We start from the raw sequence: 18,196 nt of genomic DNA, 5'->3' as shown, positions 1-18,196 counted from the left end.
TCCTTCGTTATGATGCCCGGCAGATTAGACGGCCGAACTCGCCAAGGGGTCGACCTTATGCACAGATTCGGGAGTCCAGAATGCAGACTTTGTATCCGGAGATAAAACCCCACGCCCGGCATGAGCTGGCGGTGGATGCACCGCACGTGCTCTATGTGGACGAGAGCGGCACGCCGGACGGTCTGCCGGTGGTGTTCATCCACGGTGGCCCGGGGGCCGGCTGCGATGCCATGAGCCGGCGCTTCTTCGACCCCAACCTGTACCGCATCGTCACCTTCGACCAGCGCGGCTGCGGCCGCTCCACGCCCCACGCGAGCCTGGAGAACAACACCACCTGGGACCTGGTGGCCGACCTCGAGCGTATCCGCCAGCACCTGGGGATCGACAAGTGGGTGCTGTTCGGCGGTTCCTGGGGCTCCACCCTGTCCCTGGCCTACGCCCAGGCTCACCCGGAGCGCGTGCTGGGGCTGATCCTGCGGGGCATCTTCCTGTGCCGTCCGGAGGACTTCCACTGGTTCTACCAGGAAGGCTGCAGCCGGCTGTTCCCCGACTACTGGGAAGACTACCTGGCGCCCATCCCGGCGGAAGAGCAGGGCGACCTGATGCAGGCCTTCCACAAGCGCCTGACCGGCCCCGACCAGATCGCCCAGATGCACGCCGCCAAGGCCTGGTCCACCTGGGAAGGCCGCACCGCCACCCTGCGCCCCAGCGCACCGGTGGTGGAACGCTTCAGCGAGCCCATGCGGGCCCTCTCCATCGCCCGCATCGAGTGCCACTACTTCGTCAACCAGGCCTTCCTCGAACCCAACCAGTTGCTCCGCGACATGCCGCGCATCGCCCACTTGCCGGGTGTCATCGTGCATGGCCGCTATGACGCCATCTGCCCCCTGGACAACGCCTGGGCGCTGCACAAGGCCTGGCCCAACAGCGAGCTGCAGATCGTCCGCGATGCCGGCCACGCCGCCTCCGAGGCCGGCATCACCGATGCCCTGGTGCGCGCGGCCAACCAGATGGCGCGCCGCCTGCTGGACCTGCCGCCGGAAGAAGACGCCTGATGAAGGCACTGCTGCAACGGGTCAGTGCCGCCCGCGTCGAAGTGGAAGGTGAAGTGGTCGGCGCCATCGACCAGGGCCTGCTGGTGCTGGTGGGCGTCGAGCCCCAGGACACCGAGGCCAGCGCCGACAAGCTGCTGCACAAGCTGGTCAACTACCGGGTCTTCGCCGACGCCGAGGGCAAGATGAACCTGTCCCTGGGGGCGGTCGGTGGCGGCCTGCTGCTGGTGTCCCAGTTCACCCTGGCGGCCGATACCAACAGCGGCCTGCGCCCGAGCTTCTCCACCGCGGCGCCGCCGGCGCTGGGCGAGGCGCTGTTCGACTACCTCGTGGCCCAGGCCCGGCTCAAGCACCCGCAAGTGGCCACGGGGCGCTTTGGCGCGAACATGCAGGTGCATCTGGTCAATGACGGTCCGGTCACTTTCCTGCTCTCGAGCTGACTGGCCCGATATCTGCTTTCATTGCGACTCGCCATCCACGTTCATGAGCGTTAGCATGCGCGCCATGCCCCGCCGTCCGTGGGCTTGCACAAGAATAACGAGCCGTCCCCCATTAGGAGAAAGAATGAAAAAGTTTCTCGCGTCGCTGCTGTTCTCCGCCTGCGCCCTGACCGGCCTGGCCCACGCCGGCATGGTCGATGACGCCGTCAAGCGCGGCACCCTGCGCGTTGGCATGGACCCGACCTACATGCCCTTCGAGATGACCAACAAGCGCGGTGAGATCATCGGCTTCGAAGTCGACCTGCTCAAAGCCATGGCCAAGGCCATGGGGGTCAAGCTGGAGCTGGTGTCCACCAGCTACGACGGCATCATCCCGGCCCTGCTGACCGACAAGTTCGACATGATCGGCTCCGGCATGACCCTGACCCAGGAACGCAACCTGCGGATCAACTTCGCCGAACCCTTCATCGTGGTTGGCCAGACCCTGCTGATCCGCAAGGAACTGGCTGACAAGATCAAGTCCTACAAGGACCTGAACGATCCCCAGTACCGCATCACCTCGAAGATCGGCACCACCGGCGAAATGGTCGCCAAGAAGCTGATCGCCAAGGCCCAGTACCACGGCTTCGACAACGAGCAGGAAGCGGTGATGGACGTGGTCAACGCCAAGGCCGACGCCTTCATCTACGACGCGCCCTACAACGTGGTGGCGGTGAACAAGGCCGGCGCCGGCAAGCTGGTGTTCCTCGAAGAGCCCTTCACCTTCGAACCCCTGGCCTTCGGCCTGAAGAAGGGCGACTACGACAGCATCAACTGGATCAACAACTGGCTGCACCAGATCCGCAACGATGGCACCTACGATCGCATTCACGCCAAGTGGTTCAAGAAGAGCGACTGGCTGAAAGAGATGGAATAAGCCGGCCGATCCAGGCTGGCTTCGACAGGCCCGGCCCACAAGGCCGGGCCTGCCTTTTGTCCCCCGCCATGAGCGAGATTTACCGTGACTAGCAAACATCGCCGCAACTGGCCCTGGCATGTCCTGACCGGTCTGATCCTGGTCGTGATCAGCCTGGGCCTCTGGTATTCCACGTCGCTGATTTCCTACGAGTGGCGCTGGAATCGCGTTCCCCAGTACTTCGCCTACCAGCACGAGGAAAGCCAGCGCGCCGCCGACTACGGCACCGTCAGCGCGATCAGCGACTCCGGCGACAAGGCGCGGGTGACCCTCACCGCCGAAGGCGGCGATGAGCAGGTGCTGGAGGTGGACCGCGACAGCCTGCAGGTGAGCCAGGGCGATGACGTTTCCGAAGGCGACCAGATCGGCGTGACCCGCCACTGGGCTGCCGGCCCGCTGCTCTGGGGCCTCTGGACCACCCTGTGGATATCCGTGGTTTCCGGCGCGTTCGGCCTGCTGATAGGCCTCTTCACCGGCCTCTGCCGGCTGTCCAGCAACCCGACCCTGCGCGACCTCTCCACCGTCTATGTCGAGCTGGTGCGCGGTACGCCGCTGCTGGTGCAGATCTTCATCTTCTACTTCTTCATCGGCACCGTGCTGAACCTCTCCCGGGAGTTCGCCGGGGTCGCGGCGCTGGCGCTGTTCACCGGTGCCTATGTCGGCGAGATCGTCCGCGCGGGGGTGCAGTCCATCGCCCGTGGCCAGAACGAGGCCGCGCGCTCCCTGGGCCTGACCGGTCCCCAGTCGATGCGCCATGTGATCCTGCCCCAGGCCTTCAAGCGCGTACTGCCGCCCCTGGCCGGGCAGTTCATCAGCCTGGTCAAGGACACCTCGCTGGTGTCGGTGATCGCCATCACCGAGCTGACCAAGAGCGGCCGCGAAGCCATCACCACCTCGTTCTCCACCTTCGAGATCTGGTTCTGCGTGGCCGCGCTCTACCTCGTGATCAACCTGCCGCTGTCGCAAATCGCCAGCCGTCTGGAGCGGAGGCTCGGGAAAAGTGATTGAAGTCCGTAACCTGGTGAAAGTCTTCGATGCCCGCGGCCATGAAGTGCGGGCTGTGGATAACGTCACCACGCAAGTGAAGCGGGGTGAAGTGGTGGTGGTGATCGGCCCCTCGGGCTCCGGCAAGTCCACCTTCCTGCGCTGCCTGAACGGCCTGGAAGAGCTGGATTCCGGCTCGGTGAGCATCGACGGCGTCGACCTCGCCAACCCGAAGACCGATGTGAACGCCTACCGCCGCGAAGTGGGCATGGTGTTCCAGCACTTCAACCTGTTCCCGCACATGACCGTGCTGGAGAACCTCTGCCTGGCGCAGAAGGTGGTGCGCAAGCGCGGCAAGGCCGAGCGCGAGGCCAAGGCCCAGGCGCTGCTGGCCAAGGTCGGCATCGCGCAGAAGGCCAACGAGTATCCCTCGCGCCTGTCCGGCGGCCAGCAGCAGCGCGTGGCCATCGCCCGCGCCCTGTGCATGGAACCCAAGGTGATGCTGTTCGACGAACCCACCTCGGCGCTGGACCCGGAAATGGTCGGCGAAGTGCTGGACGTGATGAAGCAGCTGGCCCAGGAAGGCATGACCATGGTCTGCGTGACCCACGAAATGGGCTTCGCCCGTGAAGTGGCCGACCGGGTGCTGTTCTTCGATCACGGCAAGCTGCTGGAGGATGCGCCCCCCGCGCAATTCTTCGCCCAGCCCCAGGACCCGCGTGCGCAGAGCTTCCTGCGCCAGGTGCTCTGATCGCCGCTGCCGGGGGCCGCTGCGCGGCCCTTGGCGAATGAATTCGCCCCTACAGGAGCGCCCGGATCGCCCCCTCTCCCTCTGGGAGAGGGCTGGGGAGAGGGTTATTCCAGGCAGACTCGGCGTTCGGGATCATTGCGAATGAATTCGCTCCAACCGGCCGCGCCGTGGCGGGAGCGTCAGTGCAGCGGCGTCGCCGGCTTGAGTTCGTTGTCTTCCAGCCAGTCCTGAGCCAGCTCTCGCAGGCGGGTGGCCTCAAAGGCGTGCCAGGCTTCCAGCAGCACCGGGTATTCCATCAGCACATGGCGGAAGCTGCGGGCCGGCTTGCGGCCCGCCAGGGCCTGCTGCAGGGCCGCGTAGGCATGGGGATGGACCACTTCCGGGAGGAATTCCTCCATCAGCCGCAGCTCATCTGACTGGCCGAGGGGCTCCACCAGCAGGAAGCGCTCCGGCTCTTCGCGCAGCAGGGTTTCCAGTTCGGGATCTGCGTCTTCTTCGGGTATCAGCAGCACCTTGCCGCTGAGCAGGTCGAGATAATGGTCCAGGCCCTCGGTGTTGAGGGCGAAGGCGAGCTGGTCAAGGTCGATGGTCAGCGGGCGCATGGGCAAGTCTCGATGACGGGGGTTGCCCTCAGCCTACGCCAGTGGCTCGCCTCAGAACAGCCGTGCGAGCAGGGCGGTGACCGCCGTTTCCACCCGCAGGATGCGCTCGCCGAGCTGCACCGGCTGCAGGCCGGCCTCGTGCAGTTTCTCCACCTCGTAGGGAATCCAGCCGCCTTCCGGGCCTATGGCCAGGGTGATGGCGCCATCCACCGCGCGCGGGCAGGCGGGGTAGTTCCCGGGGTGGCCAACCAGGCCCTGGGTGCCGGCGGCGAGCTGCGGCAGGCGGTCCTCGACGAAGGGCTTGAAGCGCTTTTCGATCACCACCTCGGGCAGCACCGTGTCCCGAGCCTGTTCCAGGCCGAGGATCAGCTGCTCGCGGATGGCCGCAGGTTCGAGGAAGGGGGTCTGCCAGAAGCTCTTTTCCACCCGGTAGCTGTTGAGCAGCACCAGGCGCGGCACACCCATGGCGGCCACCGTCTGCAGCACGCGGCGAAGCATCTTCGGCCGGGGCAGGGCCAGCAGCAGGGTAATGGGTAGCTTGGCGGGCGGCGGTTGGTCGAAGGCGACTTCCAACTCGGCGCAGTCCGGCGCAAGGCTGAGCAGGCGACCCTGGCCCATCAGGCCACCGAGGCGGCCCACCCGCAGGCTGTCGCCGGCTTCGGCGCGGTGTACCTCATGCAGGTGCTTGAGGCGCCGGCCTTCGAGGCGCGCCCGGTCCGCCGCGATGAAGTCGGCGTCTTCGAGAAGCAGCAGGTTCACGGGCGGGTGGCAGGCGGCTGGTCGCCGGGCTCTTCGGCGTCGTCTTCCGGATGGTCGCCGCGCTTGCGGATCAGCCCACCGAAGAACACGCCGACCTCGAACAGCAGCCACATGGGCACGGCCAGCAGGGTCTGGGAGAAGATGTCCGGCGGGGTGAGGATCATGCCCACCACGAAGCAGCCGATGATCACGTAGGGGCGGATGCGCTTGAGGTAGGCGACGTCCACCACGCCGATCCAGATCAGCAGTATCACCGCCACGGGAATCTCGAAGGCCACGCCGAAGGCGAAGAACAGCGTCATCACGAAGTCGAGGTAGCTGCTGATGTCGGTCATCATCGACACGCCTTCGGGGGTCACGCTGGCGAAGAAGTGGAAGATCAGCGGGAATACCAGGAAATAGGCGAAGGCCATGCCGGAGTAGAACAGCACGATGCTCGACACCAGCAGCGGCAGGGCCACGCGCTTCTCATGCTTGTACAGGCCGGGGGCGATGAAGCCCCAGACCTGGTGCAGGATCACCGGCATGGCGAGGAACAGCGCCACCACCATGGTCAGCTTGAACGGCGTGAGGAAGGGCGAGGCCACGTCGGTGGCGATCATGGTCGCGCCTTCGGGCAGGTACTGGCGCAGCGGCGCCGAGACCAGGGTGTAGATCCGCTGTGCGAAGTAGAACAGGCAGGCGAAGATCAGGAAGATCGCCACCACGCAGCGCAGCAGGCGCGTTCGCAGTTCGGTGAGGTGCGAGACCAGGGGCATTTCCTGGTCTTGATCCGGCTTCTGTTCGCTCATGGGGTGCGGGACGGCTGTTGCGGTTCGACGGGGGCCTGGGCCGTTGCCGGGGTGGTCGGCGCGGTGGCGCTCGACGGGGCGGCAACGGGTTGGACACCAGGCGCGGGTGCGCTGGCGGCCGGAGCGGCTGGAGCGGCCGCCGGAGCACTGCTTGCCGGTGCGGCGGGCGCTGCGGCGGAGACTGTTGCGGCGCTCTCAGGCTCGGATTCTGTCGCGGCGGTGTCGGCAGTCGGCGGCATGATGCTGTCCTTGATCTGCTTCTCCAGCGACATGATGTGTTCGTTATGCAGCTGTCGACGAATCTCGTCGGCGCCGATTTCGCGTTCTACCTCGGTCTTGATCGCGTTGAAGCTGCGCTTCAGGCGGCCGATCCAGAGGCCGGCGGTGCGAGCCGCGCCGGGTAGCCGCTCGGGCCCGAGCACCAGGAGTGCGATCAGGCCGATCAGCAGCAGTTCACCGAAGCTGATACCGAACATGGGTCATCAGTCCTTGCGAGTCACCGGGTCCTGCACTTGCTGCGCCTGGCCGTCGATGGTGTGCGGCTGGTTCAGCGGAGTGCCGGATTGCTGGGCGGTGGTGTTCTGCTCGGGAGCCTTGTCGGCTTCCTCGGTGTTCATGGCCTTGCGGAAGCCCTTGATGGCTTCGCCCACGTCGGAGCCGAGGTTTTTCAGGCGCTTGGTGCCGAAGACCAGTACGACGACGATGAGAATGACCAGCCAGTGTTTCCAGTCGAAGATGCCCATGGTGTGTTCCTCTTGATTGTCTTTGTCAGGCGGAGGGCTGTCGGGCGGCCTTTTCGGCGTGCCCGGACAGGCCGAAGCGACGGTCCAGTTCATCGAGCACGGCCTGGGGGTGCTGGCCGAGCGCGGCGAGCATGATCAGGCTGTGGAACCAGAGGTCGGCGGTTTCGTAGATCAGCTCATCGACGTCGCCGCCGGCGGCGACGTCCTTGGCGGCGAGTATGGTTTCCACCGCTTCTTCGCCGACCTTCTCCAGAATCTTGTTCAGGCCCTTGTGGTACAGGCTGGCGACATAGGAACTGTCGGGCGCGGCGTTCTTGCGCTCCTCCAGCACCTCGGCCAGGCGGGCGAGAGTATCACTCATGGCTGTGTCCTGCGGCGTAGATGGCATGCGGGTCCTTGAGCACGGGGTCGACGGTCTTCCAGCCGCCCTCCTCGAAGACGCGGTAGAAGCAGCTTTGGCGACCAGTATGGCAGGCGATGCCGCCCAGTTGCTCGACCATCAGGATGACGACGTCGGCATCGCAATCCAGGCGCAGTTCGTGGAGTTGCTGCACGTGGCCGGATTCCTCGCCCTTGCGCCACAGCTTGCCACGGGAGCGTGACCAGTAGATGGCGCGGTTCTCGGCGACGGTGAGGGCCAGGGCTTCGCGGTTCATCCAGGCCATCATCAGCACGCGGCCCGTCTTGTGGTCCTGGGCGATCGCCGGGACCAGGCCATCGGCGTTCCAGTGAATCTCTTCCAGCCAGTCTTTCATCGTGTCTTCCACAACTCGGCCGACCCCGTGGGGCCGGCACTCGGATCGAAATAGTGTGCCAGTGCCACTCGGGGCTGGCTATCGGCGCAGCACCAGATATAGACCGCCGGCCAGCATCAGCCAGCTCGGCCAGGTCTCGGCGGTGGGCGCCAGGCCCTGGGTGGCGGCGCCGGCGATCAGCAGCGCGCCGAGCAGCCGTGCGGGCCACTGGCCGGCGCTCGGCTGTTCGGCCTTCTGCGGCGCGCTGGGCGGCAGGGCCAGGCGTTCCAGGGTATCGCGGGCGATCTGCGACAGGTGCGGCACCTGCTCGGCCTGCAGCTGCAGGTTGCGCAGCAGATGCAGCGGACTGACCCGCTCACGCATCCAGCGCTCGAGGAAGGGCTGGGCGGTGCTCCACAGGTCCAGGTCCGGGTAGAGCTGGCGGCCCAGGCCTTCGATGTTCAGCAGGGTCTTCTGCAACAGCACCAGTTGCGGCTGGACTTCCATGTTGAAGCGTCGCGCGGTCTGGAACAGGCGCAGCAGCAGTTGGCCAAAGGAAATGTCCTTCAGCGGCTTCTCGAAGATCGGTTCGCAGACGGTGCGGATGGCCGCCTCGAAGTCGTTGACCTTGGTTTCGGCCGGCACCCAGCCCGAATCGATGTGCAGCTGGGCCACGCGGCGGTAGTCGCGCTTGAAGAAGGCGATCAGGTTGCGCGCCAGGTAGTCCTGGTCCTCGGGGGTGAGGCTGCCGATGATGCCGCAGTCGATGGCGATGTACTGCGGGTTCCAGGGCTGGCGGGTGGCGACGAAGATGTTGCCGGGGTGCATGTCGGCGTGGAAGAAGCTGTCGCGGAACACCTGGGTGAAGAAGATCTCCACACCCCGTTCGGCCAGCAGCTTCATGTCGGTACGCTGGTCGGCGAGGGTGGCGAGGTCGGTCACCGGGATGCCGTAGATGCGCTCCATCACCAGCACCTTGGGGCGGCACCAGTCCCAGTAGACCTGGGGCACGTAGAGCAGCGGCGAGCCGTCGAAATTGCGCCGCAGCTGGCTGGCGTTGGCCGCCTCGCGGAGCAGGTCGAGCTCGTCGTAGATGGTCTTCTCGTAGTCGTCCACCACTTCCACCGGGCGCAGGCGGCGGGCGTCGGCGGACACGCGTTCGGCCAGGCGGGCGAGGATGTACAGCCAGGCGAGGTCCTGGCGGATGATCGGCCGCAGGTTGGGGCGGATCACCTTCACCACCACCTCTTCACCGCTTTTCAGCTGGGCGGCGTGGACCTGGGCCACCGAGGCCGAGGCCAGGGGCTCGACGTCGAAGCGCGCGAACACTTCGCCGACCTTGGCGCCGAGCTGCTCCTCGATGCGCTCCACGGCCTTGGCCGGGGCGAAGGGCGGCACCTGGTCCTGCAGCCGCGCCAGCTCGTCGGCGATGTCCGGCGGCATCAGGTCGCGGCGGGTGGAGAGCAGCTGGCCGAACTTGATGAAGATCGGCCCCAGGTCTTCCAGGGCCCGGCGCAGGCGCTCGCCCCGGGACAGCGTCAGTTCCTTGCGCGGCAGCCAGCGCCAGGGCAGGAGGTAGCTCAGCGTGCGCAGCCACCAGGGCAGCGGCAGGTCGAGCAGCAGGTCATCGAGACGGTAGCGGATGACGACCTGCTGGATGCGCAGCAGGCGGCGGGCGGCGAGCAGCTTCATGCTTTGGGTTTGGTTCTCTGGTTCAGGCGTTCGACGCGGGCGTCGAGGCGGTCGAGGGCGAGCTTGAGTCGGTCCAGCTCGGCGAAGCGTGCGTCGGCCTCACGGCGGCCCACCAGGGTGCGCGATTCCTCGGCCAGGTAGTCGGCGAGGTTCTGCTTGAGGCTGTCCAGGCCTTGTCCGGCCCAGTTGGCGCGGCTCTTCAGGTGGCCGGCGAGCAACTGGGTACCGACCGGGCCGAGCCAGCGCGACAGTTCGTATTCCCAGTCCAGCTCCAGGTCCTGGAGGATGGCGGCGAGCTCCAGCAACACGGCGCTGTTGCCGTCCAGGCTGACGTCCGGGCTGTGCAGGACAGCGGTCTTTTCCTTGCTGACGGCCAGCCTCAGCAGGCTCCCGGCCGGCGCGCGCAGGCGGCAGTCGGCAGGGGCGGACCAGTGCGCGGAGAGCCGCAGGCCATCGCCGCCGGGGAGCAGGAACAGGGTCAGCGCCGGGCTCTGGCAATCCACCTCGATGACGCTGCCTTCCAGGGCGGCCATGCGCGGCAACGCGGTGCTGTCCAGGGCCAGCACCCGGTTCAGGCCGCGTTCGATGCCGGCCAGCAGCGCCTGGGTCAGCATCAGGGCTTGATGCCGCGGTGCAGGGCGACGATGCCGCCGGTCATGTTGTGGAAGGTGGCGCGCTCGAAGCCGGCCTCGACCATCATCGCCTTGAGGGTTTCCTGGTCCGGGTGCATGCGGATGGATTCGGCGAGGTAGCGGTAGCTTTCCGAGTCGTTGGTGATCAGCTTGCCCATCAGCGGCAGCAGGCTGAACGAGTAAGCGTCATAGGCCTTGGACAGCAGGTTGCTGGTGGGCTTGGAGAACTCCAGCACCAGCAGGCGGCCGCCCGGCTTGAGCACTCGCAGCATGGAGCGCAGGGCTTCGTCCTTGTGGGTGACGTTGCGCAGGCCGAAGGCGATGGTGACCACATCGAAGTGGTTGTCGGGGAAGGGCAGCTTCTCGGCGTCGGCCTGGACGAAGCTGACGTTGCCGGCCACGCCGCTGTCCAGCAGCTTGTCGCGGCCGACCTTGAGCATGGAGGCGTTGATGTCGGCCAGCACCACTTCACCGGTGGGGCCTACCAGGCGCGAGAACTGGCGGGTGAGGTCGCCGGTGCCGCCGGCGATGTCCAGCACGCGGTTGCCCGGGCGTACGCCGGAGAGCTCGATGGTGAAGCGCTTCCACAGCCGGTGGACGCCGCCGGACATCAGGTCGTTCATCAGGTCGTACTTGGCCGCAACCGAGTGGAATACCTCGGCGACCTTGTCGGCCTTCTGGCTCTCGGGGACCTGCTGGTAACCGAAGTGGGTCGTGGGTTCGGCGTCGTTGTCTTTGCGCGGGTCGTTCATGTCGCTGCCACCGGAATAGAGTGGCGGCCATTCTAATGCCCGCGTCCGGCTTTGTCTTGGCAGCCGACGGCGGTGGACGCGGCCAGGGCCCGTGGGGGCTGGTATAGTCGCGCGACCAAAGGTCGCAGTTCAGGAACCCACCCATGTCGCGCATCCAAGTCGAACGTTCCCACGCCCTCGGTCGAGAGGCTGTCCGGGAGAAAGCCGAGAAACTCGCCGAGCGCCTGGCCCGCGAGTACGACGTGCGCTACCAGTGGCGCGGCGACACCCTGGAGTTCAAGCGCAGCGGCGCCGATGGCGCGATCGAAGTGAGCGACGCCAAGGTGCGCGTGGAGGTCAAGCTGGGCCTGCTGCTGTCGACCATGAGCGGCAGCATCAAGCGCGAGATCGAGAAGGCGCTGGACGAGTATCTGGTCTGATTCCAGGGGCCGCTGCGCGGCCCTTCGCGAATGAATTCGCTCCTACGACGAGGCGCCGCAGCGGTAAGGCCCATGCCCCATCCCGCGGCTAGTATGCGGTTTCTAATTTTCCTCGCTACCTTGCGCTCAAGTCCTGAGAAAGGGCGAGTCATCTACCATTCCGCGTGAGGTGCACCATGGCCAAAGTAGCCGTCAAGAAGAAAGTCGAGAAAGCCGAAGTCAAATCCACCACCGTCCTGACCGACGTGAAGGTCTATGCGCGCAAGATCTGGCTGGCTGGCCTGGGTGCCTACGCCAAGGCCGGTGCCGAGGGCGTCGACTACTTCAAGGAGCTGGTGAAGGCCGGCGAAGGCGTCGAGAAGCAAGGCAAGAAGCTGGTGGACGAGCAGGTCGAGGCTGCCAACAGCCAGATCGACAGCGTCAAGAGCAGCGTTACCGGCGTGAAGGAAAAGGTCGAGGTTCAACTCGACAAGATCGAGAAGGCTTTCGACAACCGGGTGGCCAGTGCGCTCAACCGCATCGGTATTCCTTCCCGGCAGGATGTTGAGGCACTCTCTGCTAAGCTTGATGAGCTGAGCGCGTTGCTCGAGCACGTCGCGCGAACCAAATAAGGAGAGCAGGATGGCTGGCAAGAAGAAAACCGATAAAGACACCAACTCCTGGATCGGCGAGGTCGAGAAATACTCGCGCCAGATCTGGCTGGCTGGCCTGGGGGCCTACTCGAAGATCAGCAACGACGGCAACAAGCTGTTCGACGCGCTGGTCAAGGATGGCGAGAAGGCCGAGAAGCAGGCCAAGACCGAAGTGGACAAGCAGGTAGGCGCGGTGAAGTCGAAGGTCGGTGACCGCGTCGACACGGCCAAGTCCAAGGTCGAAGAGGTGAAGGGCAAGGCGATCGGCAAGTGGAGCGAGCTGGAAGAGGCTTTCGACAAGCGTCTGAACAGCGCCATTTCCCGACTCGGCGTGCCTAGCCGCACCGAGGTGAAGAGCTTGCAGGGCAAGGTTGATGCACTGACCAAGCAACTCGAGAAGCTCACCGGCGTGTCGGCCAAATCGGTCAAGCCCGCAGCCAAGCCGGCGGTGAAAGCCGCAGCCAAGCCTGCTGCCAAGCCAGCCGCCAAACCGGCTGCCAAGGTGGCCGCTGCCAAGCCGGCTCCCAAGGCGGCAGCTGCCAAACCCGCTGCTGCGAAGCCGGCCGCCAAGCCTGCTGCCAAGGCCGCGGCGAAACCGGCCGCCAAGCCGGCCGCAGCTGCCAAACCTGCAGCCAAGCCCGCTGCGAAACCGGCTGCCAAGCCCGCCGCAGCGAAGCCCGCTGCCAAGCCGGCCGCCGCCGCCAAACCGGCAGCCAAGCCTGCAGCTGCGAAACCTGCAGCGGCCAAACCCGCCGCCGCGAAGAAGCCCGCAGTGAAGAAACCCGCCGCGCCCAAGGCTGCTGCCAAGCCCGCTGCGCCGGCCGCAAGCCCGGCCCCGGCAGCTCCTGCCGCCGCGGCTCCGGCGCCCAGCGCGGCACCGGCTCCGGCTCCGGCAGCACCGGCCACGCCGCCGGCCAGCCAGTCCTGAGCTGGATCGGTATGACACAAACGCCCGGCTTGTCCGGGCGTTTGTGTTTCAGGCGTCCAGATAACGCCTGGCCAGCTTCTCGGCGGCGTGCCGGGAACCGGGGCGCAGGTGCGGCGCGACCAGCATCATCACCTGATAGACCACCAGTCGGATCTCGCCGCCACTGCCCAGTACCCGCTGATAGTCGAGGGAGAAGAGCAGGGTCAGGGTGATCTGTTCCACCAGTTGGCCGAGGGCTTCGGTATCGCTGATCAGCTGGCGCTCGGCCTTGAGCCTGGCCAGCAGCGTGGCGAGGGTGCGCTTGAGGTGGTTGAGCCACTGGCGCATGCCACGGGCCAGCTTCGGCAGGCGTCCGGCCAGGTTCGACAGGTCCTGGAACAGGAAGCGGAACTGGGACAGGCGCTCGACGATCAGGTGCAGGAACAGCCAGTAGTCCTCGGCGTCCAGTCGCGCGTCGGCGGGCGGGTCGAGCAGTGGTGCCAGTTCCTCCTGGAAGCGCTCGAACAGCGCCATCACCAGCGGCTCCTTGCCGTGGAAGTGGTAGTAGAGGTTGCCCGGACTGATGCCGAGTTCGGTGGCGATCTCCAGGGTGGTGACATTGGGTTCGCCGTTGCGGTTGAACAGATCGAGGGCGCACTCGAGGATGCGGTCGCGGGTCTTCATCCAGGGTTCTTGCCAGGCTTTCCGTAAGAGGTGAAGGGCCGGTCGGGCGGTTGCCCGGCCGGCCCGTGGGGTGTCAGCGCACGTGCACGTAGGTGCCCGGGGCGGCTTCCATCGCCGGGTAGTCCTGGTTACCCAGGGCCATGATGGTTTCCCGCTGCTCGCCGGAGCGTTCCTGGATCCAGCCCAGCCACTGCGACCACCAGCTGCCCTGTACGTGCTTGGCGTCGTAGTACCAGGCGCGGGGGTCGGAGGTGAGCTTGCCGTTCTCGTAGTAGTTGGCCTTGGGGTTGCCCGGCGGGTTGAGGATGCTCTGGATATGGCCGCTGTTGGACAGCACGAAGCGGCTGTCGCCACCCAGCAGCAAGGCCGAGCGGTAGACCGCGTCCCAGGGCGTGATGTGGTCGTTGATGCCGGCCACGTTGAAGCTGTCCACCGTGACCTTCTGCAGGTCGATGGGGGTGCCGCAGATTTCCAGGCCGCCGCTGCGGGTCAGCGGGTTGTGCTTGAAGAAGTCCAGCATGTCGCCGTGCAGGGCGGCGGGCAGGCGGGTGTTGTCGTTGTTCCAGTAGAGGATGTCGAAGGCCGGGGGTTCGCGGCCCAGCAGGTAGTTGTTGACGAAGTAGTTCCAGACCAGGTCGTTCGGGCGCATCCAGGCGAACACCTTGGCCATGTCCTTGCCGTCCAGCACGCCGGCCTGATAGGAGCGGCGCTTGGCGGCTTCCAGGGTCTGCTCGTCGGCGAAGAGCGCGGCCGGGCTGTCCACCTGGCTGTCCAGCAGGCTCACCAGGTAGGTGGCACTGGAGACCTTGCGCAGTTGCCGGCGCGCTTGCAGGTGGCCCTGCAGGGCGGCGTTGGTGAGGCCGCCGGCGCAGGCGCCGACCAGGTTCACTTCCTTGCTGCCGGTGATGGCGCGGCAGGCCTCGAAGGCCTCCTCCAGGGCCTGCACGTAGGTGGACAGGCCCCATTCGCGGTGGCGTGCATCGGGGTTGCGCCAGCTCACCATGAACACCTGCAGGCCGTTCTTCAGGGCGTACTGGACGAAGCTCTTGTCCGGGGCGAGGTCGAATATGTAGTACTTGTTGATCTGCGGCGGCACCACCAGCAGCGGGCGCAGGTACTGCTTCTCGCTCATCGGCTTGTACTGGATCAGCTCCAGCAGCTCGTTGCGGAAGACCACGGCGCCCGGGGTGTTGGCCAGGTTGCGGCCGATCTCGAAGGCATGCTTGCTGACCTGGCTGGGCATGCCGTCGTTGTGCAGCAGGTCGTCCACCAGGTGGCTGAGGCCCTTGATCAGGCTGAAGCCGCCGGTGTTGAACAGCTCCTTCACCGCCAGCGGATTGAGCAGGCTGTTGGTGGGCGCGAGGGCATCGCTCAGCTGGGCCAGGACGAAGCGCGCGCGGGCGCGGTCATCGTCGCTGAGGTCGCTTTCCTCGATCCAGGCGCCGAGCTGTTTCTGCCAGGTGAGATAGACCTGCAGGCCGCGGCGATAGAAGGGGTTGTGCTGCCAGGACGGGTCGGCGAAGCGGCTGTCCTGCGGGTTGGGCTGGTGCAGGGTGTCCCCCAGCAGCACACGGCCGACCTGGCCGCCGAAGGCGAGCATGTGCCGCGCGCTGTGCACCGGGTGCCGCAGTCCGTGCAGCGCCAGGTTGCGTACCGTGGAAAACAGATCCTTGCCGCGCAGGCCGACGATGGCGTTCTGCGCGTTCATGAAAGCAGCAGGTACCGGCAAGGTGCCCGGGATTTGTTTTTCTCGCATGGGGCAGCGCTCCGTATTCGGTCCGTGGTCCAGGAGGTCTACAGCAAGGGTTGTACCATCGTGAGCCCGAAGTGCATTCCAGACTATCGCGGGCGGAATTCAAGTTGATGACAGCGCGCACCGCTCTGGTTCGGGCGCTTGCTCGCCGCCCCACAAGGGAGCGGCGCCTGTTCAGCCGCTTCGCAGCGGCAGTGCCTGCGGGTGGATCACCGCCCGCTGCCGCTCCTCGGCGAGGAATTTCATGATGATCGGCGCCACGGTTTCGGCGCGGGTCACGAGGAACAGATGACCGTCGTCGATCACGTGCAGTTCCGCATTGGGAATGCGCCAGGCCAGCAGGCGCATGTTCACCAGCGGGATGATCGGGTCGTCGTCGCCGGCCAGCACCAGGGTGGGCTGATGGATGCGGTGCAGCCAGTGGATGCTGGTCCAGCCGAATCCGGCGAACAGCTGCCAGTAGTAGCCCATCTTGCCGGACGAACGCACTTTGCTGGCGTGGGCCAGGGCCAGGCGTGGGTCGCGGCGGAAGGCGCCGCCGTAGATGTCCGGGGCGATGTGGACGCCGTAGGACGGCTGGATGTAGCGCCTCGGGCTGGCCATGCGCCAGAGCACCTTGGGCTTGCCCGGCACCATCACGGCGCCGGCCGAGGTGGCGGCCAGGATCAGTTTCTTGCAGCGCTCTGGGTAGTCGTGGGCGAACTGCTGGGCCAGGGCGCCGCCCCAGGACACGCCGATGGCGCTGACCTGTCCGTAGTCCAGGTAGTCCAGCATGCGTGCGGCGAGCTTGGCCAGGCCGGAGAACCGGTAGGGCCGGCTGGGGGTGGACGAGCCGCCGACGCCGGGGACGTCGAAGGCGATCACCTCCAGGTCCGGGTCCAGCGCCTGGACGAAGGGGAACACCAGTTCGAGGTTGGCGCCGATGCCGTTGAAGATCAGCAGCGGAGTCATGTGCGATTGCCCCGGGCGGACGGCGGTCCGGATGGTCTGGCCGTCGAGCTCGATGGTGCGGAATACGAAAGGTTGCGACATGCGCGGAGCCCTATTGATTAGAAAACCGGGAGAGGCCGCCGGTGGCCCCTCCCGAATCCGCCAGGTCGTGCCTGGCTGCCGCCAGCCACGAGGGCTGGCGGCGAGCAGGGCACATCCCGGTGCCATGGGCAGTGGTGCGCAAGGTGCAATCTGTCATCGCTCGTGCACGTAGGTGCCGGGCGCGGCCTCGCCAGCCGGGAAGGCCTTGTTGCCCAGGTTGAAGTTGGCTTTCTTGGTCTTGCCGGAGCGATCGGCGATCCACTGCTGCCAGTGCAACCACCAGGAGTCGGCGTGCTTGGTGGCGTTTTCCTGCCAGAGCTTCGGATCCTCCGGCATGTCGCTGCTGGTGGAGAAGCGCGCCTTGGGGTTGCCCGGCGGGTTGAGGATGCTCTGGATATGGCCGCTGTTGGACAGCACGAACTCGCACTTGCCGCCCAGCAGCCGCGCCGAGCGGTAGCAGGCTTCCCAGGGGGTGATGTGGTCGGTGGTGCCGGCCACGCAGTAGAAGTCGCAGGTGACCTGCTTGAGGTCGATGGGGGTGCCGCTGACTTCCAGGGCGTGGGGGCGGGTCAGCGGGTTGGTCTTGAACATCTCCACAAGCTCACCGTGCAGCGCCGCGGGCAGGCGCGTGGTGTCGTTGTTCCAGTAGAGGATGTCGAAGGCCGGCGGCTCGTTGCCCAGCAGGTAGTTGTTGACCCAGTAGTTCCAGATCAGGTCGTTCGGCCGCATCCAGGCGAACACCTTGGCCATGTCCTTGCCCTCCAGCACGCCGGCCTGGTACGACCGGCGCTTGGCGGCCTCCAGGGTCTGTTCGTCGGCGAACAGGGCGACCTGGGTGTTGAGGTTGAAGTCGAGCACGCTGACCATCTGGGTGAAGGCGTTGACCTTGTTCTGGCCGGTGGCCTGGTAGTGGCCGAGCAGGGCGACGGTGGTGATGCCGCCGGAGCAGGCGCCGAGGATGTTGAGGTCCTTCGCGCCGGTGATCTTCAGGATGACATCGATGGTTTCCTTGAGGGCCTCGATGTAGGTGGACAGGCCCCACTCGCGCTGCGCCTTGGTCGGGTTGCGCCAGCTGACGATGAAAGTCTGCAGGCCATTGCGCAGGCAGAAGCGCGCCAGGCTCTTTTCCGGTGACAGGTCGAAGACGTAGAACTTGTTGATCTGCGGCGGCACCACCAGCAGCGGGCGCTCGTGCACGCTCTCGGTGATGGGTTTGTACTGGATCAGCTCCAGTACGTCGTTGCGGTACACCACCGCGCCTTCGGTGGTGGCCAGGTTCTTGCCGACCTCGAAGGCGTCCATGTTCACCTGGCTCGGCATGCCGCCGTTGTTGACCAGGTCCTTGGCCAGGTGGGAAAGGCCGTCCAGCAGGCTCTTGCCGCCGGTCTCGAAGAAGCGCTTCACCGCAGCCGGGTTGGCCATGCTGTTGGTGGGCGCCATGGCCTCGGTCATCAGGTTGATGACGAAGTGGCCGCGGCTGCTGTCCTGCTCGGAGAGGTTGCTCTGCTCGATCCAGCTGTGCAGTTCCTTGCGCCAGGCGAGGTAGGTCTGCATGTAGCGTTTGTACAGCGGGTTCTGGCTCCAGGCCGGGTCATGGAAGCGGCGGTCGTCGGACTCCGGTTGCAGGCCGGATTGCCCGAGCAGCACGTTCTTCAGTTCCAGGCCGAAATGAGCGACGTGTTTTGCACTGTGGAAGGGTTGCTTGATGGCTTGCAACAGCACCATACGAGCTGAAGACAGCAGGTCCTTGCCACGGATCCCGATAACCGGATTGAGGTTCAGGGTGTTATCCGAGGCTTGCCGCTGCAGGTCTTCGTTGTTCTTGTTGCTCATCTACGACGCTCCATTGTCCTGAGTCGAACAGCGCCTGCGGAACAGCGCG

At 65.9% G+C, this 18,196-nt stretch carries 22 protein-coding genes; 8 read left to right on the top strand and 14 right to left on the bottom strand.

Annotated features, from left to right (window positions below):
* Positions 1 to 80: 80 nt before the first annotated feature.
* The 5 genes from pip (at position 81) to PCA10_RS26410 (ending at position 4,182) form a co-directional block, all read left to right on the top strand.
* Entirely contained in the window at positions 81 to 1,055 is a 975-nt protein-coding gene (gene pip, locus PCA10_RS26430) for a prolyl aminopeptidase (protein WP_016495156.1), read from the top strand.
* Positions 1,055 to 1,492, top strand: coding sequence for a D-aminoacyl-tRNA deacylase (gene dtd / locus PCA10_RS26425; protein ID WP_016495155.1), 438 nt, complete (start codon positions 1,055 to 1,057; stop codon positions 1,490 to 1,492). The genes pip and dtd overlap by 1 nt, the downstream gene beginning before the upstream one ends.
* 124 nt (positions 1,493 to 1,616) lie before the next feature.
* On the top strand, positions 1,617 to 2,408 hold the full coding sequence (locus PCA10_RS26420; RefSeq protein ID WP_016495154.1) for a transporter substrate-binding domain-containing protein: 792 nt from the start codon (positions 1,617 to 1,619) through the stop codon (positions 2,406 to 2,408).
* A gap of 84 nt (positions 2,409 to 2,492) precedes the next feature.
* A complete protein-coding gene (locus PCA10_RS26415; RefSeq protein ID WP_016495153.1) occupies positions 2,493 to 3,455 on the top strand; it encodes an amino acid ABC transporter permease in 963 nt (320 codons plus the stop codon).
* On the top strand, positions 3,448 to 4,182 hold the full coding sequence (locus tag PCA10_RS26410) for an amino acid ABC transporter ATP-binding protein (RefSeq protein ID WP_016495152.1): 735 nt from the start codon (positions 3,448 to 3,450) through the stop codon (positions 4,180 to 4,182). Before PCA10_RS26415 ends, PCA10_RS26410 begins: the two co-directional genes overlap by 8 nt.
* 179 nt (positions 4,183 to 4,361) lie before the next feature.
* On the opposite strand, the gene PCA10_RS26405 is transcribed toward PCA10_RS26410, so the two are convergent.
* The 10 genes from PCA10_RS26405 to ubiE all read right to left on the bottom strand — a co-directional run bounded on the left by PCA10_RS26405 (position 4,362) and on the right by ubiE (position 10,887).
* On the bottom strand, positions 4,362 to 4,784 hold the full coding sequence (locus tag PCA10_RS26405) for a UPF0158 family protein (RefSeq protein ID WP_016495151.1): 423 nt from the start codon (positions 4,782 to 4,784) through the stop codon (positions 4,362 to 4,364).
* Between the two features lie 51 nt (positions 4,785 to 4,835).
* The gene (locus PCA10_RS26400) at positions 4,836 to 5,543 is read right to left on the bottom strand and encodes a 16S rRNA (uracil(1498)-N(3))-methyltransferase (RefSeq protein WP_016495150.1); all 708 of its coding nucleotides are present in this window, start codon (positions 5,541 to 5,543) and stop codon (positions 4,836 to 4,838) included.
* On the bottom strand, positions 5,540 to 6,334 hold the full coding sequence (tatC, locus tag PCA10_RS26395; RefSeq protein WP_016495149.1) for a twin-arginine translocase subunit TatC: 795 nt from the start codon (positions 6,332 to 6,334) through the stop codon (positions 5,540 to 5,542). Before tatC ends, PCA10_RS26400 begins: the two co-directional genes overlap by 4 nt.
* Positions 6,331 to 6,810, bottom strand: a complete 480-nt coding sequence (gene tatB, locus PCA10_RS26390) for a Sec-independent protein translocase protein TatB (protein ID WP_016495148.1) — start codon at positions 6,808 to 6,810, stop codon at positions 6,331 to 6,333. The genes tatC and tatB overlap by 4 nt, the downstream gene beginning before the upstream one ends.
* 6 nt (positions 6,811 to 6,816) lie before the next feature.
* Positions 6,817 to 7,077 carry a twin-arginine translocase TatA/TatE family subunit gene (locus PCA10_RS26385; RefSeq protein WP_016495147.1) on the bottom strand — a complete coding sequence of 87 codons (261 nt, stop codon included), beginning with the start codon at positions 7,075 to 7,077 and terminating at the stop codon, positions 6,817 to 6,819.
* 25 nt (positions 7,078 to 7,102) lie between these two features.
* Positions 7,103 to 7,438, bottom strand: a complete 336-nt coding sequence (locus PCA10_RS26380) for a phosphoribosyl-ATP diphosphatase (protein WP_016495146.1) — start codon at positions 7,436 to 7,438, stop codon at positions 7,103 to 7,105.
* Positions 7,431 to 7,832, bottom strand: a complete 402-nt coding sequence (gene hisI, locus PCA10_RS26375) for a phosphoribosyl-AMP cyclohydrolase (RefSeq protein ID WP_016495145.1) — start codon at positions 7,830 to 7,832, stop codon at positions 7,431 to 7,433. The genes PCA10_RS26380 and hisI overlap by 8 nt, the downstream gene beginning before the upstream one ends.
* Positions 7,833 to 7,910: 78 nt before the next feature.
* The gene (gene ubiB, locus PCA10_RS26370; RefSeq protein ID WP_016495144.1) at positions 7,911 to 9,503 is read right to left on the bottom strand and encodes a ubiquinone biosynthesis regulatory protein kinase UbiB; all 1,593 of its coding nucleotides are present in this window, start codon (positions 9,501 to 9,503) and stop codon (positions 7,911 to 7,913) included.
* Positions 9,500 to 10,117: a ubiquinone biosynthesis accessory factor UbiJ gene (locus tag PCA10_RS26365; RefSeq protein ID WP_016495143.1), complete on the bottom strand. Its 618-nt coding sequence runs from the start codon at positions 10,115 to 10,117 to the stop codon at positions 9,500 to 9,502. The genes ubiB and PCA10_RS26365 overlap by 4 nt, the downstream gene beginning before the upstream one ends.
* The gene (gene ubiE / locus PCA10_RS26360; protein ID WP_016495142.1) at positions 10,117 to 10,887 is read right to left on the bottom strand and encodes a bifunctional demethylmenaquinone methyltransferase/2-methoxy-6-polyprenyl-1,4-benzoquinol methylase UbiE; all 771 of its coding nucleotides are present in this window, start codon (positions 10,885 to 10,887) and stop codon (positions 10,117 to 10,119) included. The genes PCA10_RS26365 and ubiE overlap by 1 nt, the downstream gene beginning before the upstream one ends.
* A gap of 143 nt (positions 10,888 to 11,030) precedes the next feature.
* Between ubiE and PCA10_RS26355 the strand changes: the two genes are divergently transcribed.
* From PCA10_RS26355 to PCA10_RS26345, 3 genes are all read left to right on the top strand, one after another.
* Positions 11,031 to 11,306 carry a polyhydroxyalkanoic acid system family protein gene (locus PCA10_RS26355; RefSeq protein ID WP_016495141.1) on the top strand — a complete coding sequence of 92 codons (276 nt, stop codon included), beginning with the start codon at positions 11,031 to 11,033 and terminating at the stop codon, positions 11,304 to 11,306.
* Between the two features lie 176 nt (positions 11,307 to 11,482).
* Positions 11,483 to 11,917 (top strand): phasin family protein, encoded by a 435-nt coding sequence (locus PCA10_RS26350; RefSeq protein ID WP_016495140.1) that lies wholly within the window; start codon positions 11,483 to 11,485, stop codon positions 11,915 to 11,917.
* Between the two features lie 10 nt (positions 11,918 to 11,927).
* Positions 11,928 to 12,866 (top strand): phasin family protein, encoded by a 939-nt coding sequence (locus PCA10_RS26345; protein ID WP_016495139.1) that lies wholly within the window; start codon positions 11,928 to 11,930, stop codon positions 12,864 to 12,866.
* Positions 12,867 to 12,914: 48 nt separating this feature from the next.
* Here PCA10_RS26345 and PCA10_RS26340 read toward each other — a convergent pair whose 3' ends face one another.
* From PCA10_RS26340 to phaC (PCA10_RS26325), 4 genes are all read right to left on the bottom strand, one after another.
* Positions 12,915 to 13,529 (bottom strand): TetR/AcrR family transcriptional regulator, encoded by a 615-nt coding sequence (locus PCA10_RS26340; protein WP_016495138.1) that lies wholly within the window; start codon positions 13,527 to 13,529, stop codon positions 12,915 to 12,917.
* 73 nt (positions 13,530 to 13,602) lie between these two features.
* The gene (gene phaC, locus PCA10_RS26335) at positions 13,603 to 15,285 is read right to left on the bottom strand and encodes a class II poly(R)-hydroxyalkanoic acid synthase (protein WP_016495137.1); all 1,683 of its coding nucleotides are present in this window, start codon (positions 15,283 to 15,285) and stop codon (positions 13,603 to 13,605) included.
* Positions 15,286 to 15,456: 171 nt separating this feature from the next.
* The gene (gene phaZ, locus PCA10_RS26330) at positions 15,457 to 16,314 is read right to left on the bottom strand and encodes a poly(3-hydroxyalkanoate) depolymerase (RefSeq protein WP_016495136.1); all 858 of its coding nucleotides are present in this window, start codon (positions 16,312 to 16,314) and stop codon (positions 15,457 to 15,459) included.
* 153 nt (positions 16,315 to 16,467) lie between these two features.
* Complete coding sequence (gene phaC, locus PCA10_RS26325; protein WP_016495135.1) at positions 16,468 to 18,147, bottom strand: class II poly(R)-hydroxyalkanoic acid synthase; 1,680 nt, start codon at positions 18,145 to 18,147, stop codon at positions 16,468 to 16,470.
* Positions 18,148 to 18,196: the final 49 nt, after the last annotated feature.

Source organism: Pseudomonas resinovorans NBRC 106553 (assembly GCF_000412695.1).
Taxonomy (GTDB): domain Bacteria; phylum Pseudomonadota; class Gammaproteobacteria; order Pseudomonadales; family Pseudomonadaceae; genus Metapseudomonas; species Metapseudomonas resinovorans_A.
Note: the sequence above shows the minus strand (reverse complement) of the source record. Positions and strands in the feature narration are given on the sequence as shown.